19 protein-coding genes are annotated in these 22,334 nt (G+C 60.4%); 10 read left to right on the forward strand and 9 right to left on the reverse strand.

From position 1 onward, the window contains the following. The first annotated feature begins 6 nt into the window (after window positions 1-6). The 5 genes from parE to J0G10_RS03590 all read left to right on the forward strand — a co-directional run bounded on the left by parE (window position 7) and on the right by J0G10_RS03590 (window position 6,584). A complete protein-coding gene (gene parE / locus J0G10_RS03570; protein ID WP_095047278.1) occupies window positions 7-1,914 on the forward strand; it encodes a DNA topoisomerase IV subunit B in 1,908 nt (635 codons plus the stop codon). Further along, window positions 1,914-2,903 carry an esterase-like activity of phytase family protein gene (locus J0G10_RS03575; RefSeq protein ID WP_095047279.1) on the forward strand — a complete coding sequence of 330 codons (990 nt, stop codon included), beginning with the start codon at window positions 1,914-1,916 and terminating at the stop codon, window positions 2,901-2,903. Before parE ends, J0G10_RS03575 begins: the two co-directional genes overlap by 1 nt. Next, window positions 2,900-3,424, forward strand: coding sequence for a retropepsin-like aspartic protease family protein (locus J0G10_RS03580; RefSeq protein WP_007915776.1), 525 nt, complete (start codon window positions 2,900-2,902; stop codon window positions 3,422-3,424). The genes J0G10_RS03575 and J0G10_RS03580 overlap by 4 nt, the downstream gene beginning before the upstream one ends. Window positions 3,425-3,431: 7 nt before the next feature. Further along, window positions 3,432-5,696, forward strand: coding sequence for a DNA topoisomerase IV subunit A (gene parC / locus J0G10_RS03585; protein ID WP_095047280.1), 2,265 nt, complete (start codon window positions 3,432-3,434; stop codon window positions 5,694-5,696). A 177-nt stretch (window positions 5,697-5,873) separates the two neighbouring features. Further along, on the forward strand, window positions 5,874-6,584 hold the full coding sequence (locus J0G10_RS03590) for a PqiC family protein (RefSeq protein WP_093430158.1): 711 nt from the start codon (window positions 5,874-5,876) through the stop codon (window positions 6,582-6,584). Between the two features lie 528 nt (window positions 6,585-7,112). On the opposite strand, the gene J0G10_RS03595 is transcribed toward J0G10_RS03590, so the two are convergent. Next, complete coding sequence (locus J0G10_RS03595) at window positions 7,113-8,618, reverse strand: AhpA/YtjB family protein (RefSeq protein WP_093430159.1); 1,506 nt, start codon at window positions 8,616-8,618, stop codon at window positions 7,113-7,115. A gap of 134 nt (window positions 8,619-8,752) precedes the next feature. On the opposite strand from J0G10_RS03595, the gene serB reads away from it, so the two are divergent. After that, window positions 8,753-9,967, forward strand: coding sequence for a phosphoserine phosphatase SerB (gene serB, locus J0G10_RS03600; RefSeq protein WP_093430160.1), 1,215 nt, complete (start codon window positions 8,753-8,755; stop codon window positions 9,965-9,967). A gap of 90 nt (window positions 9,968-10,057) precedes the next feature. Here the strand turns inward: serB and J0G10_RS03605 are convergent, their stop codons facing one another. Further along, on the reverse strand, window positions 10,058-11,812 hold the full coding sequence (locus J0G10_RS03605) for a molecular chaperone (protein WP_220557461.1): 1,755 nt from the start codon (window positions 11,810-11,812) through the stop codon (window positions 10,058-10,060). Between the two features lie 220 nt (window positions 11,813-12,032). Between J0G10_RS03605 and J0G10_RS03610 the strand changes: the two genes are divergently transcribed. Beyond that, entirely contained in the window at window positions 12,033-12,434 is a 402-nt protein-coding gene (locus tag J0G10_RS03610) for a lectin OAA family protein (RefSeq protein ID WP_095126144.1), read from the forward strand. Between the two features lie 69 nt (window positions 12,435-12,503). Here the strand turns inward: J0G10_RS03610 and asd are convergent, their stop codons facing one another. From asd to J0G10_RS03625, 3 genes are read right to left on the reverse strand one after another with little or no spacing between them, the layout of a single operon-like run. Beyond that, window positions 12,504-13,364 carry an archaetidylserine decarboxylase gene (gene asd / locus J0G10_RS03615; RefSeq protein WP_095047284.1) on the reverse strand — a complete coding sequence of 287 codons (861 nt, stop codon included), beginning with the start codon at window positions 13,362-13,364 and terminating at the stop codon, window positions 12,504-12,506. Between the two features lie 18 nt (window positions 13,365-13,382). Then, window positions 13,383-14,198, reverse strand: a complete 816-nt coding sequence (rhdA, locus tag J0G10_RS03620; RefSeq protein ID WP_095047285.1) for a thiosulfate sulfurtransferase — start codon at window positions 14,196-14,198, stop codon at window positions 13,383-13,385. 42 nt (window positions 14,199-14,240) lie between these two features. After that, the gene (locus J0G10_RS03625) at window positions 14,241-15,779 is read right to left on the reverse strand and encodes an HDOD domain-containing protein (protein WP_220557463.1); all 1,539 of its coding nucleotides are present in this window, start codon (window positions 15,777-15,779) and stop codon (window positions 14,241-14,243) included. A gap of 166 nt (window positions 15,780-15,945) precedes the next feature. Here J0G10_RS03625 and motA point away from each other — a divergent pair, with 166 nt between their 5' ends. From motA to J0G10_RS03640, 3 genes are all read left to right on the forward strand, one after another. Next, a complete protein-coding gene (motA, locus tag J0G10_RS03630) occupies window positions 15,946-16,797 on the forward strand; it encodes a flagellar motor stator protein MotA (protein WP_007915795.1) in 852 nt (283 codons plus the stop codon). Window positions 16,798-16,800: 3 nt separating this feature from the next. Further along, window positions 16,801-17,877, forward strand: coding sequence for a flagellar motor protein MotB (gene motB / locus J0G10_RS03635; RefSeq protein WP_095047287.1), 1,077 nt, complete (start codon window positions 16,801-16,803; stop codon window positions 17,875-17,877). 90 nt (window positions 17,878-17,967) lie between these two features. Next, the gene (locus J0G10_RS03640; RefSeq protein ID WP_095047288.1) at window positions 17,968-19,131 is read left to right on the forward strand and encodes a sterol desaturase family protein; all 1,164 of its coding nucleotides are present in this window, start codon (window positions 17,968-17,970) and stop codon (window positions 19,129-19,131) included. A 43-nt stretch (window positions 19,132-19,174) separates the two neighbouring features. On the opposite strand, the gene J0G10_RS03645 is transcribed toward J0G10_RS03640, so the two are convergent. The 4 genes from J0G10_RS03645 to rsgA form a co-directional block, all read right to left on the reverse strand. After that, on the reverse strand, window positions 19,175-19,660 hold the full coding sequence (locus J0G10_RS03645) for a toll/interleukin-1 receptor domain-containing protein (RefSeq protein ID WP_093430168.1): 486 nt from the start codon (window positions 19,658-19,660) through the stop codon (window positions 19,175-19,177). Next, window positions 19,660-20,619, reverse strand: coding sequence for a caspase family protein (locus J0G10_RS03650; protein WP_095047289.1), 960 nt, complete (start codon window positions 20,617-20,619; stop codon window positions 19,660-19,662). The genes J0G10_RS03645 and J0G10_RS03650 overlap by 1 nt, the downstream gene beginning before the upstream one ends. A 2-nt stretch (window positions 20,620-20,621) precedes the next feature. Further along, on the reverse strand, window positions 20,622-21,029 hold the full coding sequence (locus J0G10_RS03655) for a TIR domain-containing protein (protein ID WP_095047290.1): 408 nt from the start codon (window positions 21,027-21,029) through the stop codon (window positions 20,622-20,624). Between the two features lie 212 nt (window positions 21,030-21,241). After that, window positions 21,242-22,273 (reverse strand): small ribosomal subunit biogenesis GTPase RsgA, encoded by a 1,032-nt coding sequence (rsgA, locus tag J0G10_RS03660; RefSeq protein ID WP_016985702.1) that lies wholly within the window; start codon window positions 22,271-22,273, stop codon window positions 21,242-21,244. Window positions 22,274-22,334: the final 61 nt, after the last annotated feature.

The following is a 22,334-nucleotide window of genomic DNA, read 5'->3' on the forward strand; positions in this document are numbered from 1 at the left end:
GACCCTATGGCCACTCCCAGCGCTAGCTCTTATAACGCCGACGCCATCGAAGTCCTCTCGGGCCTCGACCCGGTGCGCAAACGCCCCGGCATGTACACCGACACCAGTCGGCCGAACCACCTTGCCCAGGAAGTGATCGACAACAGTGTCGACGAAGCTCTGGCGGGTCATGCCAAATCGGTGCAGGTCATCCTGCACGCCGACCATTCGCTGGAAGTCAGCGACGATGGCCGCGGCATGCCGGTCGACATCCACCCTGAAGAAGGTGTGTCGGGCGTTGAGCTGATCCTCACCAAGCTCCACGCGGGCGGCAAGTTTTCCAACAAGAACTACCAGTTCTCCGGCGGTCTGCACGGCGTGGGTATTTCCGTGGTCAACGCCTTGTCGACCGAAGTCCGTGTGCGCGTAAAACGTGACGGCAACGAATACCAGATGACCTTCAACGACGGCTTCAAAGCCTCGGAACTGGAAATCGTCGGCACCGTCGGCAAGCGCAACACCGGCACCAGCGTGTACTTCGCGCCGGATCCGAAGTATTTCGATTCACCGAAATTCTCCATCAGCCGCCTCAAGCACGTGCTCAAGGCCAAGGCTGTGCTGTGCCCGGGGCTGCTGGTCAGCTTTGAAGACAAAGGCACCGGCGAGAAAGTCGAGTGGCATTACGAAGACGGTCTGCGTTCCTATCTGGTCGACGCGGTCAGCGAATTCGAACGCCTGCCGGACGAGCCGTTCTGCGGCGCTTTCGCCGGTAATAAAGAAGCCGTCGACTGGGCCCTGCTGTGGCTGCCGGAAGGTGGCGACGCGGTGCAGGAAAGCTACGTCAACCTGATCCCGACGGCGCAGGGCGGTACTCACGTCAACGGTCTGCGTCAGGGCCTGCTCGATGCGATGCGCGAGTTCTGCGAATTCCGCAGCCTGCTGCCGCGCGGCGTCAAGCTGGCGCCGGAAGACGTCTGGGAGCGCATCGCGTTCGTCCTGTCGATGAAAATGCAGGAACCGCAATTCTCCGGCCAGACCAAAGAGCGTCTGTCATCGCGTGAAGCGGCGGCGTTTGTCTCTGGTGTGGTCAAGGATGCGTTCAGCCTGTGGCTCAACGCCAACCCGGAAACCGGTCTGGCCCTGGCTGAACTGGCGATCAACAACGCCGGTCGTCGTCTTAAGGCAAGCAAGAAAGTCGAGCGTAAACGCGTCACTCAGGGGCCAGCGTTGCCGGGCAAACTGGCTGACTGCGCCGGGCAGGACCCGATGCGTTCCGAGCTGTTCCTGGTCGAAGGTGATTCCGCTGGTGGTTCCGCCAAGCAAGCGCGGGACAAGGAGTTCCAGGCGATCCTGCCGTTGCGCGGCAAGATCCTCAACACCTGGGAAGTCGACGGCAGCGAAGTACTCGCCAGCCAGGAAGTGCACAACATCGCCGTGGCCATCGGTGTCGATCCGGGCGCGGCGGACATGAGCCAGCTGCGCTACGGCAAGATCTGCATCCTCGCCGACGCCGACTCCGACGGTCTGCACATCGCAACGCTGCTCTGCGCCTTGTTCGTCCAGCATTTCCGCCCGCTGGTGGATGCCGGTCACGTCTACGTGGCGATGCCGCCGCTGTACCGCATCGACCTGGGCAAAGAAATCTACTACGCCCTCGACGAAGCTGAGCGCGACGGCATTCTCGACCGTCTGGTCGCCGAGAAGAAACGCGGCAAACCCCAGGTCACCCGATTCAAAGGTCTGGGTGAAATGAACCCGCCGCAGTTGCGTGAGACCACCATGGACCCGAACACTCGGCGCCTGGTGCAACTGACACTGGGCGAAGACTTCGCTGAAACCTCGGAAATGATGGACATGCTGCTGGCGAAGAAACGCGCCGGTGACCGCAAGACCTGGCTCGAATCCAAAGGCAACCTCGCCGAGGTGCTGGCCTGATGCGGTTTGGCTGGGCCTTGGCGGGTGCGTTGCTGCTGAGTGCGATGGGCGTGTCGGCCGAGCCGGTGCAGGAGTTGCGCGTGCTCTCCGAACACCCGGTCGACGGCATGCGCGGCGGTAACCTGTCGGGGCTGGCCATGTGTGGCAGCGAGTTGTGGACGGTGTCGGACCGCGATGACGATCAGATTTACCGGCTCAATACCGCCGATCAGGTCTGGCAGGCCGAAGCCTTGCACATCGAAGTGCCCCTGGTGCCGGAGACCGGCCTGCCTTGGGGGCTGCGCTCGCGCAATTGGGCCGCATCGTTCGTGCGCGGGGGCGACCTGGATTTCGAAGGCATCAGCTGCGACAGTGCCGGCAATCGCTACATTGTCAGCGAGGGGCATGCGGCAGTCTTGCAGGTGCCCGTCAGCGGCCCGGTCAGTTGGCTGAAGATCTCGCCGATGATGGTTCGCGAAGCGCGGGCCAGCGGCATGCTCCTGCATTTCAATGCGATCTTCGAGGGCTTGGCGATCAATCCGGCGGGTGATCAGATGTGGCTGGCTGCCGAACGGCAAAGCCGTGGCTTGCTGCTGATCAAGCGCCAACAAACGGTGTGGGATTGCGACGGTCGTTGCGTGCTGCTCAGCGAGGGCGGCAAGGAAATGCAACCGCCGCAGTTCCCGAAGGCCAGAGCGGTCGACCGGGACTTTTCCGACCTTTCATTGTTTAACGGCAAATTGTTTACCCTTGACCGCAACGCCTTTCAGATTTGTCGGCGCGATGCGCAGACCGCCAAGGTCGAGCGGTGCTGGTCGTACGCCGCTGAATTGTTGCAGGCCAACCGCCGTTATTCGCAGAACTTCGGTCTGGAAGAGGCGCTGATCGTTGACGCTGATGGTGCGTGGGTCGGCGTCGACAATAATTTCGGCCCGCGGGCCGACGGTGAGGTTCGGCCGATCGTCTGGCGCTTCGCCGCGCCTGACGGTGGCTGGAGCGCCAAGCCTTGAGCCAGCAACCTCCGGGCAAACGTGCCGGTCGGGTGCTGATGATTCTGGCATGGTGCGCGGCGCTGTTTCTGGCGACGCGGTTTTTTGGCCAGTGGGAGCAACGCCAGCAGAATCCGAATGTCGTGGTCAGTTCGGAGCAGGGCGAAGGGTTTATCGAGGTGAAGCTGGCCGGCAATGCCCAAGGGCATTTTGTCGCCAGCGGTCAGATCAACGGCGAACCGGTCGAGTTCATGCTCGACACCGGCGCAACCGATGTGGCGATCCCGGCGGATCTGGCCAAGCGTTTGAAGCTGGAAGAAGGTTTCGGTGTGACCCTGAGCACGGCCAATGGCCTGAGCCAGGGCTATCGAACCAAAATCGACCGCCTGCAACTGGGTGACATCGTGCTGCGCGACGTCCGCGCACTGGTGGCGCCGGGGCTGCATGGCGATCAGGTGCTGCTTGGAATGAGCGCCCTGAACAAACTTGAATTTACTCAGCGCGGTGGCACCATGCTGCTGCGCCAGACAACGAACCGATGAGGCCTGCATGAGCAACCCCCTTGATCTCAGCCTGGACGGTGTAGAACGCCGCTCGCTGGCCGACTTCACCGAAAGTGCCTACCTCAACTACTCCATGTACGTGATCATGGACCGTGCTCTGCCGCATATCGGCGACGGCCTGAAACCGGTACAGCGGCGTATCGTCTACGCCATGAGCGAGCTGGGGCTGGACGCCGACTCCAAGCACAAGAAATCGGCGCGTACCGTCGGTGACGTGCTCGGTAAATTCCACCCGCACGGTGACTCGGCGTGCTACGAAGCGATGGTGCTGATGGCCCAGCCGTTCAGCTATCGCTACACGCTGGTCGACGGTCAGGGTAACTGGGGTGCGCCGGACGATCCGAAATCCTTCGCCGCCATGCGTTACACCGAAGCACGCCTGTCGCGTTATTCCGAAGTGCTGCTCAGCGAACTGGGCCAGGGCACTGCCGACTGGGGCCCGAACTTCGACGGCACCTTACAAGAGCCGCTGGTGCTGCCGGCACGCCTGCCGAACATCCTGCTCAACGGCACCACCGGCATCGCCGTGGGCATGGCCACCGACGTGCCGCCGCATAACCTGCGTGAAGTCGCCACCGCTTGCGTGCGCTTGCTCGATGAGCCGAAAGCCACGGTCGAACAGCTCTGCGAACACATTCAGGGCCCGGACTATCCGACCGAAGCGGAAATCATCACGCCGCGCGCCGACCTGCTGAAGATGTACGAAACCGGCAAGGGCTCGGTGCGCATGCGCGCCGTGTACCACGTCGAGGACGGCGACATCATCGTCACCGCGCTGCCGCACCAGGTGTCCGGGGCCAAAGTGCTGGAGCAGATCGCCGCGCTGATGCAGGCCAAGCCGTCGAAAGCCCCGCAGATCGCTGACCTGCGCGACGAATCTGACCACGAAAACCCGTGCCGCATCGTGATCATCCCGGTCAACAGCCGCGTCGATCATGAAGCGCTGATGCAGCACTTGTTCGCCAGCACCGAGCTGGAGTCGACCTACCGGGTCAACGTCAACATCATCGGTCTGGACGGCAAGCCGCAGCTGAAAAACCTGCGAGCGCTGCTGGTCGAGTGGCTGGAATTCCGCGTGCTGACCGTACGTCGCCGCCTGCAATTTCGTCTCGACAAGGTCGAGCGTCGTCTGCACCTGTTGGACGGTTTGCTGATCGCCTACCTCAACCTGGATGAAGTGATCCACATTATCCGTACCGAGGAGCATCCGAAGGCCAAGCTGATCGAACGTTTCGCCCTCAGTGAGATTCAGGCCGACTACATCCTCGACACCCGTCTGCGTCAGTTGGCGCGACTGGAAGAGATGAAGCTGCGCGACGAGCAGGACGAACTGCTCAAGGAGCAAGCCAAGCTGCAAGCCCTGCTGGGCAGTGAAGCCAAGCTGAAGAAGCTGGTGCGCACCGAGCTGTTGAAAGACGCCGAAACCTACGGCGATGACCGTCGGTCGCCAATCGTCGAGCGCGCTGAAGCCAAGGCGCTGACCGAACACGATCTGCTGCCGAACGAAAAAGTCACCGTGGTGCTGTCGGAAAAAGGCTGGATCCGTTCGGCCAAAGGTCATGACATCGACGCCACCGGCCTGTCGTACAAGGCTGGCGACGGCTTCAAGACCTCGGCAGCGGGGCGCTCCAACCAGTTTGCGGTGTTTATCGACTCGACCGGCCGCAGCTACTCGGTGGCCGCGCACACCCTGCCATCGGCTCGGGGCCAGGGCGAGCCGTTGACCGGTCGTCTGACACCACCGCCCGGTGCGAGCTTCGAATGCGTGCTGATGCCGGAAGACGACGCGTTGTACGTCATCGCTTCCGACGCTGGTTACGGTTTCGTGGTCAAGGGCGAAGACCTGCAAGCCAAGAACAAGGCCGGTAAAGCCCTGTTGAGCCTGCCGAACAACGCCAAAGTCATCGCGCCGCGTCCGGTGGCCGATCGTGAGCAGAACTGGCTGGCGTCGGTCACGACCGAAGGTCGCCTGCTGATCTTCAAAATCAGCGATCTGCCACAATTAGGTAAGGGCAAAGGTAACAAGATCATCGGTATTTCCGGTGAGCGTGTGGCCAGTCGCGAAGAATATGTCACGGACATCGCCGTACTTCCGGAAGGCGCCACCTTGGTGCTGCAGGCCGGAAAACGGACCCTGTCGCTGAAGGCCGATGACCTCGAACACTACAAAGGTGAGCGTGGACGTCGTGGCAACAAGCTTCCCAGGGGCTTCCAGCGGGTCGATGCGCTGCTCGTCGAAAACCTCAATTAGGCGTCCTAGAGAGCTCGATCCACGATTTAACGCGTAGATCGACGCTTTGGCGCTGGAGTCGGAACGCATATTCACGGATGATATGGCCTTTCCAAGCGCCGGCGTGGCTGAGCGTTCTTCATATTTATTGAGTATTTTCACTGTGGTCAGCCTTGTGGCGGCCACCTGGACGGGATGATGACTGCTCTGCGCCCCCTTATTTTCCTGCTCGCCGGCGTTTTGGGCCTGGCGGGTTGCAGCGTTCACCAGCCGGTGTCGCTGTATCAACTGGACAGCGGAAGTCCGGTTCAGCCTGCGCAAAGCGCGGGCATGGCGGTTTTGTTGGGTCCGGTAGTCGTAGCCGATTACCTGCAACGTGAGACATTGCTGCAACGTCAACCCGATGGCAGCCTGCAGGCAGCGACAGACGGTCGTTGGGCTGGCAGCCTTTCGTCGGATATCGATCAGTTGCTGATGCGTCAGGTTGCTGGCCATCTGGACAGCCAGCGTGTAGTGCTGGCACCGGCCACTACGGGGTTCACTCCGGATGTGCAGGTGTTGCTGACCATCACGCGTCTGGACTCTGGCCAGAAACAACCGGCGATTCTCGATGCTCAATGGCGTCTGATCGACCGTCGTGGTCAGGTGCGCGATAACCGCATCGTTCATCTGCAAGAGCTGCATGCCGGCAGTACCGCTTCGCAGGTTCAGGCCCAGGGCATTTTGCTGCAGCGTCTGGCCGAGCAATTGTCGGTAGCGCTCAAGCCGTTGGCCAATCAGCCACCGGTCGCCGAGGCACCGCGTAAAGCGGCACCAAAACCGGCAGCGCCGGCGGCGGAATCAGAGAAACAACCGAAGATTCCGATGGCATCGCCGATTCGGACAGATATGGAAGTGTTCCGCTTCTAAGCTGGATCGAGTCAGAGCAGAGCCCGCCTTGTGCGGGCTTTGTTGTGTCTGGGGGCTAGAAGATCAAAAGCCCCTCACCCTAACCCTCTCCCGGAGGGAGAGGGGAGTAACCGAGGGGTCTGGCGCTATACATCGACCTGAAAGATCCTGGCGATTATGGATTCGGTAGAGCAGGAGCGACCGAGGTGTCTGCGTCATGTGTCGACCTGAAAGAGCTTGGCGATTCTGGATCGGTAGAGCAGGGGCCGACCGAGGGGGCTGGCGCTATACATCGACCTGAAAGATCCTGGCGATTATGGATTCGGTTGAGCAGGGGCGACCGAGGTGTCTGCGTCATGCGTCGACCTGAAAGAGCTTGGCGATTTTGGATTCACAGCAGGGCGTTCAAGTCGGTGTAGCTCTCCAATATCCCCCAATCAGTCCCCTCTCCCTTGGGGAGAGGGCTAGGGTGAGGGGCTCTTCAGTCACCCACAAAAAAGCCCGCAGACAATCGCTTGTCTGCGGGCTTCTTCACATCAGGCCTAAGGCTTAAGCCCGGCGCTCATGCATCCGCGCCAGTTGCCGTTCGAGCATCGACGGATAAGGCTCCATCAACCGCTCCACGCAGCAAGCACCCTCAGGGCTGGCGATCGGGCGGATCCGTGCACGCTGGCGGATCAGCGCATCGTCGCCGATCTTGCGTTCAACCAGCAGCAGATTGCGGCTGTGTTGGGACAGAGCCAATGCATCCTGCGCCGAATCGGTCAGCAGCAGATCAATCTGACTCAAGCCGAACAACTCATCGCCCAGGGTCAGGCCCAGCTGCAGTTGCAGGGTGATGCCGCTGTCCGCGACTTCAATCTGCAACTGATGACCCAAGGCCCGCAGCAACTCGCCGCAGCAGATTGCGTTGGTCAGGTAATCGTCACCGCTGTCTTCGGTGTGGAAGAGCATCAGCGTGCTGCCGTCGTTCAGGGTTTCGATTTCACCCTGATACAGCGAAGCAGCCTGATCGAGGCAGTCACGATAACGCTCCTGCAATTCTTCCAGACGTGCCCGCGGCAAGCGGCGCAGTTGTTCCTGTGAGCCCAGTTGTACCGCTAGCACGGCGCTGTGTTGTGGCACGCTCGGAGTCGCCTTGCGGGCGACCGGTTGTGGGGCAACGTCCAGCGATTCATCGCGCAGATCAGCGAACGCGTCATCGTCATCATCGTCTTCGACGGTGCTGACCAGATGTCGCGGTGCAGGCTTCTGCGCGGCCATCGGACGGGTTTCGTCGAAACTCGGATCACGCAAGTTGCGCACCTCGAATTCCGGCTCGTCCTCTTCGTCCTCGAACTCAGGCTCCGGTTCCGGTGCAGGCTCTGGCGCGTAGTTGGCGTGCAGCTGACGCGCCAGATCGCCGATTTCATCCTGACGATCAATGCCCGGCGTGTGTTCGTCGATGCGTCGCAACCAGACACGCAATTGCAGCAACGGCGTCGACAGATAGCGGCCCATGCGCAGGCTCAGGGCCAGCGACAGCGCCAGCAGGATCCCGCTGAGAATGCCCATGCTTTGCAGGCTGATGGTCATCGGCTGCTGGAACTGATCCATGTCCAGGCTGATGCGCAGTTGCCCGGCAGTCACGTCCTGGAACGTGATCTTGCTCTCGTACATGCCCTCGGCTTCGCCCAGCAGGCTGTGCTTGGGCCGCTGACCGGACTCGGCGAGGATGCGGTTATCCACGCTGTAGATCGCTGCGTGGGCCACCAGTTTGTTCTTGGTCAGGTTGTTGAGCAGCACGTTGAGGCTGAGGATGTCGTTGGACACCAACAGCTCCGTGGCCGAGGTCGCGGTTTGCGTGGTCAGGCTTTCGCCCAGCGCATCGGCCTGCTGGTGCATGGCCTGCTTGAATTGCAAACCCATCACGCCGGCATAGATCACCAGGGCCAGAGCGACCAGGATCACGTTATGGCTGGCAATGCGCAATGCAATCGGTACACGGCGGTGACGCAGTGCACGGAAGATCAGCAGGAAGAAGTTATCGGTTTTAACTGGCGTGGGCCGGTTCACTGAGCTCGGCTCTTTTGTCCGTGAAGTTGACGCGCAGTATAGCGACAGGCCCTAGACCGGCAAAGCGCTCGCGGTGCCCGATGGTCACTGAAAGTGGGTAGAATGCGGTTTTTTTCCAGTTGCGGGGGTGCGCGTTGCGCGAAATCGTCCTGATTAACATCACGGGAGTCGACCGTCCGGGTCTGACTGCGGCCATTACCGGCGTTCTGGCACAAGGTGGTGTGAACATTCTCGACATCGGTCAGGCGGTGATCCACGACACCCTGTCGTTCGGCATCCTGGTTGAAATCCCCGATTCCGAGCAAGGCAAGTCCGTGCTCAAGGACATTCTGTTCAAGGGCTACGAGCTCGATCAGCAGGTACGCTTCACGCCGGTGTCCGAAGAGGATTACCAGCAATGGGTGGGTAATCAGGGCAAGAAGCGCCACATCGTCACCCTGCTGACCCGCAAAGTAACCGCTGGCCAATTGCAGGCTGTCAGCTCGATCACCGCCAAATATGGCCTGAATATCGATCACATCGACCGTCTGTCGGGTCGCATGCCACTGGACACGCCAGCGGACAAGGGCAAGGGCTGCATCGAGTTCTCCGTGCGTGGCGAAGCCGCCGATCCACAGGCGCTGCGTGCCGAATTCCTCAGCGTTGCCCAAGCGCTGAACGTCGACATCGCCTTCCAGGAAGATTCGCTGTTCCGGCGCAACCGTCGTCTGGCGGTGTTCGACATGGACTCGACGCTGATCGAGGCCGAGGTCATTGACGAGCTGGCCAAGGCTGCCGGCGTGGGCGAGCAGGTGTCCGAAATCACAGAGCGGGCAATGGCCGGCGAGCTGGATTTCCGCGCCAGTTTCAAAGAACGTCTGGCCTTGCTCAAAGGTCTGGATGTCAGCGTGCTGGACTCGATCGGCGCTTCGCTGCGTCTGACCGAAGGCGCCGAAACGCTGTTCGCTGAACTCAAGCGACTGGGCTACAAGACCGCGATCCTGTCCGGTGGCTTCACTTATTTCGCCAAGCAATTGCAGGCCAAACTCGGCATCGACTATGTGTTTGCCAACGAACTGGAAGTGGTCGATGGCAAGTGTACTGGCGTGGCGATCGAGCCGATCGTCGATGCCCAGCGCAAGGCTGATTTGCTCAAAGAGCTGGCACACAAGGAAGGTTTGCGTCTGGAGCAGACCATCGCGGTCGGCGATGGTGCGAATGACCTGCCGATGCTGGCGATTGCCGGTTTGGGCGTAGCGTTCCGTGCCAAGCCGTTGGTGAAACAGTCGGCGAAGCAGGCGATTTCGACGTTGGGGCTGGATGGCGTGCTGTACCTGCTGGGTTTCCGTGATCGCGACGGGCAGTTGTAATTAAAGATCAAAAGATCGCAGCCTTCGGCAGCTCCTACAGAGGAATATGCATTTTCCTGTAGGAGCTGCCGAAGGCTGCGATCTTTTGCTTTAAAGCGATTTCCACAACGAATCAAAATCCTCCTCGCTCCCGCCATTGCGCGCGGCCTCCAGCGAACGATAGGCGAACTGATTGAAACTGTGCGTACTCGCCACCCGTCGATCCAGCCCGGCGCGGTGTTCTTCGCCTTGGGTGTTGATCAGCACTTTACTGCCTTCCTGAAACGGCAAGCGCGGTGCCAGCAAGGTTGCCGGCAAATCTATCGCACTGATCTCCGGTAACAATAGTCCGCGCAGATACTGACTGTGATCGTCCCGTGAGCGCACCAGTTGCAGGCCGCAAGGCTGGGCATGTGGCGCCACCAGCTCAATGCCCATTTGCGTGCCGCCGCCGCGCACCTGGCGGATCCAGCGAATGACCGCAATGCTCCAGCCCAGACTGACACTGTCCTGAATGCCGAGCATTTCCCCGGCCTGCAGCTCGGCGGGCACTTCATTTGGCCACGCCAGGCAATATCCACCGGGGCTGTGATTGATCACCGGCAGGGCATGGGTCGGGTAATGGGGCGTACTGTCCGTGCCGCTTTCATCCTCGCGCAAATGGTCGTACTGGATTTCCTCGTAAGGCAAAAACTCATCAGTTTTGCTTTGCGGTGCGGCGTCGAAAGCCTGGCTCCAACTGTCCTTTTCACCTTTGGCGACGGCACTGCTGAAATTCGCCGAGCGCGTTCCGGGGTGTTTGAGCAGCTCGCTGAAACTGCGCTCGCCACCCAGATAAAAGTGCAGGGCGCTCATGCCCACGCACACGGTCAGATGGCCTTGGCCGACGGTGCGCTGAAAGCTGCGCTCGGCGGCTTGTCCCCAGGTGGCATGGAGGTGTTGCAGGGTGTCGAAGCTGAGCCCGGGCGGAACGGGCAGCGGCGTCGATGCGGGCTGATGCTGCAAATGCGCTTCGATGGCGTTCACCAGCGGCTGCGGATCGAAGCCGAGCAATCCGGCCTGTTCTTCGCTGCGAAACATGTTGCGGTAGCGCGGGCCGGCATCGATCGCCGGGCTGATCGCAAACAGGCCTTCGCTTGAACGACCGGGATGTAATTTTAGCAGGGCGCTCCACGGTTCGAGTACTTCAGCCAATCGGGCGATCTGGTTCTGCCGCAATTGATTGCAGCGGGCACTGCCCATGAGCAGGGCGGCGATGTAAGTCTGTTCAAGCGTGAGTTCGGTGGTGAGGCTGGCAAGATCGTCGTGGACCCGGCGCTCTTGCAGTTGCAGTTCGCAGGCGATGCGATACAGCTGATGCAGTTCGAACCACACCTGCTCCGGTGCCGCGCTGTACAGTTGCGTCGCACGCAGCAGTTGACCCTTGAGTGTATGGGTCGCCCGTTGCAGGGCCGTGCTGACCGATATCGCGCGATCCTTGCTGTACTTCGGCGCAATCCGCAACACGATCTGTTTGTAGCCGACGGCCAGATGGCTTTGCAGCGCCTGGCACAAATTGCTGATCTTGCGTGAACGCTCGTCGAGCATGATCGCCTGATGCAGGAAGTGCCGCTCCAGATGCTGGCAGACGAAATACACCTCGGGGCGCAGCAGCTCCAGCAGGTTGAGGCGATTGTCACTGGGGGTGAGCAATTGATTGAGTTCGCCCAGGCCTTGATACAGCAGGCGGGCGGTTTCACCGATGTTAGCCTTGGGCAGGTCGGCGATCCAGCGCTTGAGGTCGCGTGGCGTTGCTTCGCAAAACGACAGACGCGTTTGCGTCGGGGTCGGGGCGCTCAGGGAGGGGTGGGGACGAGACTCACTCATGCCTTGACGGGCTCCGGCGGCGGAAGGGGCAATGCCCAAAACTCTAGCAGCTGTGGTCTGTTTCGCTGGGTAGCGTCAGACTTTTTGACCGCTGGTCTGCTGGCCGGATGCCATTTCCCAAGCCCTACTAGTCTCTCAGGCGTGCGATCGGAAACGCACGGTTGCACGGCCTGCCGTCAACCTCGGGCAGGTCTCCCGAAACTTCAAGGAGATGAGGTTCATGTCTAAATATGCAGTGGCAAATCAATGGGGTGGCAGTTCGGCGCCGTGGCATCCGGGTGGAACCTGGTTACTCGGCGGGCGGGACAACCAGAATGTCGTCGCTATCGAGATCAAGTCGCGCGATGACGGTAAAACGTTCACCGGCACCATGACCTATGCCGGGGAAGGTCCCATTGGCTTCAAAGCGCAACGCACCGGTCAGAACCAGTACAACGTCGAGAATCAGTGGGGTGGCAATGATGCCCCATGGCATCCGGGCGGCAAGTGGGAGATTGGCGGCCGGGACAATCAGAACGTTATCGCGTTGAGCGTCACGTCCAGTGACGGAGGGAAAAACCTCAATGGCACCAATACCTATGCCAACGAAGGCCCGATCGGCTTTCGTGGGCAAATAGAGTAACGGCACCACTGAGTCGTATCCGCCTTTTCGCAGACGTGTGAAAAGGCGGATCAGTGGCTCACATCATGTTCAGGCTTTTGGCAGCGCCAGGCCTTGACCCATCTGCACTGGCGAACCCGCCGCCAGCTCTTGCGCCCATGTCACCTGATCCGGCCCGAACAGCACGATTGCGGTCGAACCCAGCTTGAAGCGCCCAAGTTCAGCACCTTTTTCCAGATGGATCGGCGCACGGGCGGCTTCGTCGTAGCGGAAGGTTTTCAGCTCGCGCTTCGGTGGGGTGACCAGGCCGGCCCACACGGTTTCGATCGAAGCGACGATCATCGCACCCACCAGCACCACGGCCATCGGCCCACGCTCGGTGTCGAAAATGCACGCCACGCGTTCGTTGCGGGCGAACAGTTCCGGAACGTTTTCTGCGGTGGTCTGGTTGACCGAGAAGATCCGGCCTGGGATGTAGACCATTTCGCGCAGGGTGCCGGCCAGCGGCATGTGCACGCGGTGGTAGTCCTTAGGCGACAGGTAAATGGTGGCGAAGTCGCCGCCCATGAACGGCGCTGCGTTGGCCGCATCACCGCCGAGCAGTTCCAGCACGCTGAAGCTGTGGCCCTTGGCCTGGAACACGCGACCGTGCTCGATCGGGCCGAGCTGGCTGACCGCACCGTCGGCCGGGCTGAGGATCGCGCCCGGGGTTTCGTCCAGCGGACGCGCGCCGTCTTTCAGAGCGCGGGTGAAGAAGGCGTTGAAGTGCTCGTAGGCAGTGAGGTCTTCGACGAGCGCTTGCGACATGTCCACCTGGTAGCGCTTGGCGAACCATTGGGTGAAGGCATTCTTGAACCAGCGCACGCGGCATTCGGCAATGCAGCCGGCCAGACGCGATAGCAGGTGATGAGGCAGCAGGTACTGGCTGAGGATAAACAGACGTTCTTTCATTAGTTGTCCTTAAAAACCTTAAATCTCGACTGGCGTGTCAGGGTGGTTGCCCCATTCGCCCCAGGAACCGGCGTAGCCCTTGACCCGCGGATAACCGAGGGATTTGGCCACCAGATAAGTGAAGCCCGACCGGTGATGGGTCTGGCAGTGGGTAATGATTTCTTTGTCCTTGGTGATCCCGAGGTCTTCGAGGATCTGCGGCATGTCTGTGCGAATGCGCAACTGACGGGCCTTGTCCATGCCGGCAGTCCATTCGAAATTGACCGCGCCGGGGATGTGCCCAGCCTTGGCGGCCAGCACTTTCTCACCGGAATACTCCAGCGGCCCGCGCGCATCCCAGATCGCCAGATCGGCAGCACCGAGGCGGCTTTGCAGGTATTCACGGGTCGCGGTCGGTTCTTCATGCAGGGTCAATGGCACAGGGCCGCCCACTACAGGCGGAACCTGGATCGACATCGGCATGCCGGCCGCCAGCCACGCCGGCAGACCGCCGTCGACGTAGTGATATTTGTCGTGACCGATCACGTCGAGCAGCCAGATGAAACGCCCGGCCCAACCGCCGCCTTCGTCGTCATAGACCACGTAGACCGCATCTTTGCGATGGCCCAGCTCACCGAATAACGCTTCGAGATCGGCTTTCGCCGGCAGCAGTCCCGGCGCCGGCGGCTGGCCGAGCTGGGTGCGTTTCGGGTCGACAAAGCGTGCGCCGGGAAAGTGACCTTCGGCATAACGGGCAGGGCTGGTCAGGTCCACCAGAATCAGTTCAGGGGAATCGAGACGCGGGAGCAGGTCGCTCGCCTCGATGACGAGCGGCAAGCCAGAGAAGTCAGACATGTGAGGTCTCCAGAGCACAAAGGGGAGGATTGTAGCGCAGCCTCATCGGCCGCGGCTGCTAAAGCTGTGCAGGGCTTTTTCGATGCACTGTGCGGTTTTGCCAAAGGCTTGCACGGTGATATCGGCGAACGGCCCGCCGCCCTGATCGGCGACAACAATCATGATCACCCGGCCGTTATTGACCAGGGAACGCAGGAACAGATGCTCGCCACGAAACAGGGTGCGCAGGCTCGCTGGCAGCAGAGCGGAGAACTGAGCGTTGTTCTCGGGATTGATCCGCACCTGCGCCTGTTGCGCGAGCAGCCGTTGCAAGACCTTGCTCTGGCTGACGACGAAATTCAGCGCCGCCGCTTCTTTCGGCAGCCCGGCGGTTTGATTCACGCGCAGATTGGACTGTGTGCGATCGGCCATCAGGATCATCACCCGGCGCATGCCGCTGGCGACCAGCGCATCGCGAGCGGCGACGGTCAGGCTCATGGCATTGGTGAAGCGGCTTGGCTCGGCCAATAGCTCGGCGCATTGCTGGCGCCATTGCGTCAGATCTTCCGAGGTTGGCGCAGCGGCGGGCAGCATGCCGGCTGGCAAACGATGGGTGCCCCACGGCCACAGCAACGAAACCGCCGGATGCCACAGGTCGGGCATCGCATGATGGCGCGCGCTGTTGGCGGCTTGCTGGTGCAACTGTTGTTGCACTTCATCCATGGAAATCTGCAGATAAAGGCTGGTCAGGTACTGCCAGCGCTCACTGTGCGGACTGTCCCACGCCTGTTGCGCCGACAGTGCCAGGCCGTTGGCCAGCAGCACTGTATTGGCCGGCTGATTGAGCCAGCGGCGCAGGGTCGGGTCGTCATCAAGCCGGTTTTGCTGGCGCAACGGATGTTCGCTGTCGCGGGCGATGCGCAGCACTTTGACCAGTTCGCGCTGTTCACTCAGCAGCAGCTTATAACCCTGCTGCACCCAGATCGGCAGGTGCCAGACTTGCACCAGCGCCTCGGCGATTTTCAGCAGGCGTGCGCCGAACAATTGCTTTTCGACCACGCGCGCCGATTCGCCCTTGTGGATAACCCGCAGTTCCCATTCTTCGAGCAATTGCGGATAAGTCAGCGCCAATGGCCACAGCGGCGACAAAAACAACAGGCTGCCCCAATGAATGTCCTGCCACAGTCGCGCCAGGCGACTGGCGAAAAAACCGTTGGCCTGTTGCGTCGCGTGCTGGCTGATCATCTGTAACTGGCGCAGGGCTTTGGGAATCTGCATCTGCGGTTCGGCGGGCAGGCGCGCGAGCAATTCTTCGGTCCGCGCCAGGCCCAGACGATTGATCGCCACCTCAAGGTTTTCCGCTGGCGTGGCCATGGTGCCATGGGTGTGACGATTCGCCTCACGGATGATGCTCAAGGCCAGTGCCGGGCTGTCCTGCATCAGGTCGGCGATGTCGCGCAACGAGCTGCGGTTGTCGCGGATCGCCCGACAGACTTTGTCGTGAGCCTCTTGCGGCACGGGCAGCCGGACGCTGTCGAGCAGCTTGACCCAGCCGTCGAGTGTGGTCGGTTTTGCGTGTGGGACGTTCGTTTCATTAGCCATGTCTGGACGGGATCTTCACTGACTGTAGACGCGCCCGGCATGGGCTAAATTGGCTTTTCGCCTGAACTGGCTATAGTCTGGCGCAGTTTTGCCGATAAGTAGAAGAAGAGATTTTTTAACTTCCGAATATGACCTTGAACCCGACTTAAATAAGTACTTTCTACCTATGGCTAAAATTATCGGCATCATCGTCGTATTCGCGAGCGTGCTCGGCGGATACGTGCTTTCCCACGGCAAGATTGCCGCCCTGATCCAGCCCTTCGAGGTGTTGATCATCGGTGGTGCGGCACTCGGTGCATTCCTGCAGGCCAACCCCGGCTACATGACGATGCACGTGCTCAAGAAATCCCTGAGCATGTTCAGTTCGCGCTTCAGCCACACGTTCTATCTGGAAGTGCTCGGGCTGATCTACGAGATCCTCAACAAGAGCCGCCGCGAAGGCATGATGGCCATCGAAGGCGACATCGAAGATGCCGCTGCGAGCCCGATCTTCGCCAAGTACCCGGCAGTGCTCAAAGACGAACGCATGACCGCGTTCATCTGCGATTACCTGCGCATCATGTCGTCCGGCAACATGGCGCCGCACGAGCTGGAAGGCTTGTTCGACATGGAGCTGTACAGCCTGAAAGAAGACCTCGAGCATCCATCTCATGCGGTGAACGGCATCGCCGATGCCATGCCCGGTTTCGGTATCGTCGCGGCGGTACTCGGTATCGTGGTGACCATGGCCTCGCTGGGTGAAGGCGATCAGAAGTCCATCGGCCTGCACGTCGGTGCGGCACTGGTCGGTACCTTCTTCGGTATTCTCGCGGCGTACGGTTTCTTCGGCCCATTGGCGCATTCCCTGGCCCACGATGCCAAGGAAGAGCTGAACGTCTACGAAGCCATCAAGGCCTCGCTGGTGGCTTCGGCTTCCGGCATGCCGCCTTCGCTGGCGGTCGAGTTCGGTCGCAAGGTTTTGTATCCGGCGCACCGTCCAAGCTTCGCCGAGCTGGAACAAGCGGTTCGCGGTCGCTAAGTCATGGAAAATAATCAGCCGATTATCATCAAGCGCGTCAAGCGCATAGCCGGCGGGCATCACGGCGGGGCGTGGAAAATCGCCTTCGCCGACTTCGCCACGGCGATGATGGCGTTCTTCCTGGTGTTGTGGCTGCTGTCCACCGCGACGCCCGAGCAGAAGATCGCTATCGCCGGTTACTTCAAAGACCCGGTCGGCTTCTCCGAAAGCGGCACGCCGTACATCATCGACCTGGGCGGCACGCCGACCCTGGCCCCGGAAAACACCCTTAACCCGGAAGTGAAATCGCAGCCGCAGCCTGACAAGGTTACGGTCGATACTGAACAGGTTGAAGGCATGGCCGAGCAGGTCGAGAAGGAACGTCTGGAACTGCTGCTGCAAGAACTGCAGAACAAGGTCGACGAGAACCCGCAGTTGCAGAAGTTCAAGGATCAGATCCTCTTCGAGATCACTCCGAACGGTTTGCGCATCCAGATCATGGACGCCGAGAACCGGCCGATGTTCGACTCCGGTTCTGCACGCCTGAAACCGTACTTCGAAGACATCCTGCTGGCCATGGCCGACACCATCAAAGCGGTGCCGAACAAGATCAGTATCAGCGGCCACACCGATGCCAAGCCTTATATCGGTACCGGTGATTACGGTAACTGGGAGCTGTCGGCCAACCGTGCCAACGCTGCCCGGCGTGCCTTGGTTGCCGGTAGTTATCCGGATGCGCAAGTGGCGCGGGTAGTGGGTTACGCCTCGTCGGCATTGTTCGACAAGGAAAACCCATTCAATCCGGTCAACCGCCGCATCGATATTGTCGTGCTGACCAAGAAGGCCCAGGCGGCCATCGAAGGTGCGCAAGGTGCCGACGCGGCTAAACCGGCGGATCAGAGTCAGAACGGCAACGCGCCGGCGACACCGGTTGATCCGAACGCGCTGCCGGCGGATCAGCAACCGGTGCCGGCGCACGAGCTTCGCGAGCGGTTGAATCTGTTCGACGACGCCGCACCGAAACCGGCCGAGCCGGGGAGTGCGGCGCCTGCTCCCGCTACTCCGCCAGCCACTGCACCGGCTCCCACGCCCAAGCAGTGATTCACAAAAAGCCACGGTCACCGTGGCTTTTTTGTTTCTGCCTGCGTCGCAATGAGCAGTCGCAGTATTCGCAATCACGGAAGATCAGTTATGGAAAGACTCAAAGCCTATTTTCAGCGGCACGGCAACGCACCCTTCAAGTTTGGTGAGGGGCGGGTCAGTGGCTATATATCAGCCACCCTCGGGCTGTTGAGCCTGTTGGCGGTACTCTGCTTTCTCTTCCCGGAATGGCTGACCACGGCTGAACTGCGCAAGGTCTATGACGAGCAATTTGCGCGCACCACGCTGTTGCTCGGTCTGGTGCTGTCGTTCAGCCTCGGCACCCTGAATATCCTGCTCAACAAGCGCAAACGTCTGGGGATTACCGGATTGGTGGCGTCGGGGCTTGCAGTGTTTCTGGGCGGTACCAATGTCCAGGTCAGCGCGATCGGGCAGACGCCGTACTCGCTCGGTCTGGACTGGTTTGTGCTGGCGCTGCTGGTGTCGGCCATCGTGTTCATTCCTCTGGAAAAGCTCTATTCCAAGGACCCCGAGCAAAACATCCTGCGCCCGCACTGGCGCACCGACCTGACCTACTTTTTCGTCAGCCACATGCTGGTGCAGTTCATCCTGATTTTCATCACCGCCTCTTCGAGTTACATCGCCGGTTGGGCGATGTCGCCGGGCTTGCAAGCGAGCGTGCAAAGCCTGCCGCTCGTTGTGCAGTTTCTGCTGGCGATACTGGTCGCCGATCTCGGTCAGTACTGGCTGCACCGGCTCTACCATGTAGTGCCATGGCTGTGGCGCATTCACGCGGTGCATCACTCCAGTACGCACATGGACTGGCTCGCCGGCTCCCGCGTGCACTTCATTGAAATCCTGCTGACCCGCACTGGCGTGCTGGTGCCATTGATGCTGCTGGGCTTCGCGCCGCAAGCGTTGAATGCCTATGTGATCCTGGTCGGTGTTCAAGCGGTACTGGCCCACGCCAACGTGCGAATCAACGGCGGCTGGCTGAACTACCTGATCGTGCTGCCGCGCTATCACCATTGGCACCACGCTCGGCACAAAGACTACATCTACAAAAACTACGCGATCCACACGCCGCTGGTGGACATGCTCTTCGGGACGTTCAAGCTGCCGCCAAAGGAATGGCCGGTGCGTTATGGCGTGTTTGGCAAGGAACTGCCGGGCGGGATTGTGCGTCAGCATCTGTATGCGTTTCGCAAGCCTGAGCCAAAGGTGGTTGTGCCAAAACCGCCGGCCAGCGTGTGAGGCAAAAAAAAGCCGCGAGATGATCGCGGCTTTTTTACGTCTGTCAGAACCCACGCCGAATCCGGTTCTTCAGTTGTTCGTGGAAAATCTCGGCGTTGCGCTTATAGGTGCCGCTAAAGGATTCATTGCTCGAATCCAGCGTCATCGAGCGTTTGTTGGACACTTCCTCGCGATACGCGTCGATAAAGAAATTCAGATCACTGTCCGTGCTCAGCTTCGGCCACTTATCCAGATACAACGGCAGCTCCGTCGGCCCGGTCTTGAACGAGCAGATCCGCCGGTTGCTGATGGTCGCTTCGCCAATTTCGAACGGCACCCACCACGATAACGCAGTCTTTTCCGAGACCACTGCCAGCAGGTGCGTGCATTCGGTGATGTTGCGGGTGATGACCCCAGTGATGTCGTCGGTGGTCTGCGACTCGGGGTCGAGCACGTCGAGGTAGGTTTTGATGTTGGCCTGGATCAGGCGGCTATTGATGGCGATGGCGTGGGCGCGATCCATGTGGCGGTAGCTGATGAATACGGGCATCAGAAGTGTCCTTTTATGGCGAGTTCGCGGTAGTAGGCGCCGAGGGCGGTGAGGCGGCAGCCGGTGGAGTTGATGGCGGCGTAATACATGTGTTCGGCGTCCACGGGCTCGATCAGGCTGTGGCGATTGCACATTTGCAGTTGCTTGAAGATGTCGCCGTGCTCGGGGTTGAACTGCGCTTCGGTGGGCTCGTAGCTGGGGTCGAGTCTGAAAACGAAGCTCGGTTCCGGGAACCAGTCCTTGAGTTTGCGCAGGGTTTCTTCGGCGATCAGCGGCGCGACCTCGCGTAGCGGCACAAACTGCGAAACATTGGTCTTGAATACCGGACGCTGTTCCCAGGCTCCCAGCGCATTGTCGACAAACGAATAGACGCTACCGGGGGTGACCTTGCCGAGTACGTTGGCGGCGCCACCATGCAGCGCTTGCAGCAACAGATCCGTAAATACCCCGTGACCGCGGCTTTCCAGGGCGTACTGTTCTTTTTTGCAGGCGGTGAGAATGGTCACGCCTTCGCCGATCACACTGCTGCCGCCGCGCAGGTTGCGCAGGGCGCCTGCTGCACCGGCCTGGCAGCAATCGAGAATGATGATTTTATTCTTGATGTGCGGGGCTTTGTCCGCCCATTCCAGAATGTCGCTGATGCGAATACCGTCTCCGCCAGGCTGATAGTCCTGGGGAATGAGTAGTCCTTCGTCGATGCTGGTGTCGAACTGCCCATGACCGGCGAAGTACAGCAGTGCCACGTCACAGTCGCCTGAGAACAGGCTCTGGATCTGCTGTTTCATGTGTTTGAGCGTTAGTTGTTCTTCGGCCGACGTCAGCACTTTGCTGCTGAAGTTCGGGCGCCCGTTGGCGTGACGCTCCAGTACCGAAGCCATGGCCATTGCGTCGTTGTTGCAACCGCTCAACGGCGAGACGTAGTCGTAGTGGTTGATGCCGATAAACAGTCCCTTGCGCATAATCACACCGCCGTATGCAGGCGAATCGCGCTGACGATGCTATTGGTGTTCCACGCGCATTCGGCGTGTGCCGCGTCACGTACCACGGCGGAAATGCGCTCGGCGCCGAATGGCTTGATCGCGATGATCACCTTGCCCATGCGTTTGGCGATCTCGATTTCCTTGTTGATCCACTTGCTGTAGGTCGAATACATCCCGGCCATGATTAGTACCGCCGAGCAGGGGCGAATCTTGTTTTCGATGGCTTCTTCGAGCTGCTTGTCGGTCTGCGCGCCCAGGATCGGGTTATGTGGCGGCACGGAAAAATTCTTGAAACTGAAATCCGGCTTGGCGCCGAGCAGGCGTACCAGATTGTCGTGAGTGTGGGCGTAGTTCCACGAATGGCTGATGAACAGGTGATAGGTCTGCATGGGGTTCCTCGAAGGTCGCGAAGGTGCGAAGGAGGACCCCAATCTAGGCATCTGGAGCTTGCCTACAAGGGTTGGGCGGTGAAAGAGAAATGTCCTGCAAGCAGGCGTGTGCGGGCCTGTAAGAAAAGTCTGGCGTTTAACGGAATCGGGGGGTTGTCAGGCGTAGTCCGACATCCGGCAGCCCTCGGGCGAGGTACTGCCGGTGCAGATGTTTAGTAGCCGTTTTCCGGCAGGCTGGCGATGATCGAGCGGTAGCTGTTCATCCGCTGCTGCTGCACGCGGCCATCTTCCAGCGCCTTGAGCAGTGCACAACCCGGTTCACGGTCGTGCTTGCAGTCGCGGAAGCGGCAGGTGCCGAGCAGGTCATTGAATTCGATGAAACCGGCTTCAACATCGGCGCGGCTGACGTGACCCAAGCCGAATTCGCGGATACCCGGGGAGTCGATCAACTCACCGCCGCCAGGGAAGTGGAACAGGCGCGCAGTGGTCGTCGTGTGCGTACCCTGACCGGACAACTCGGACAACGGCCCGACACGGGTTTCCACTTCAGGCAGCAAGCTGTTGACCAGCGACGACTTGCCGACACCGGACTGGCCGACGAACACGCTGATGCGCCCGTCGAGCTGCTGTTGCAGTTGTTCCATGCCGTTGCCGTGGTGTGCCGAGACTTCAAGCACCGGATAACCGAGTGTGCGGTACACCGCCAGCAGCGCATTCAGTGCTGGGGCGTTCTGCTCGTCGATCAAGTCGAATTTGTTCAACAGCAGCAGCGGCCGGATTCCAGCGTGTTCGGCGGCAACCAGATAGCGGTCGATCAGGTTGGCATGCGGCTCGGGCAGCGGCGCGAAGACGATGACGATCATGTCGACGTTGGCGGCTACCGGTTTGAGCTGGCCACGGCTGTCCGGGCGGCACAGTTCGGTGGTGCGCGGCAGTTGCGCGACAATCACCCCGATGCCCTGATTGCCGGCACGCCAGACGACTGTGTCGCCGGTTACCAGCGCAGGCAGGTTGGCGCGCAAGTGGCAGCGGAACACTTGGCCGGCCTGATCACCGTCAACGGCCTCGACCTCGACCTGTACACCGAAGTGGGCAATCACCAGGCCGGTCTGTTCCGGGCCCAGGTCGCCGCCCTCAAGGGCTTCGACAGCCGAGGACTCGCGTTTGGCGGCGCGTGCAGCGCGCTCGCCCTGAATCTTTTCGATGCGCCAGTTTTGACGACGATTGAGTTGGCGTTTGGCCATGGGTGTTCCGTCTGAAGAATGCAGCGATTAGGTAAAACGGCCGCGAGTTTAGCACGCCCGG

Origin of the sequence: Pseudomonas germanica (assembly GCF_019614655.1) — a bacterium.
Lineage (GTDB): Bacteria > Pseudomonadota > Gammaproteobacteria > Pseudomonadales > Pseudomonadaceae > Aquipseudomonas > Aquipseudomonas neuropathica.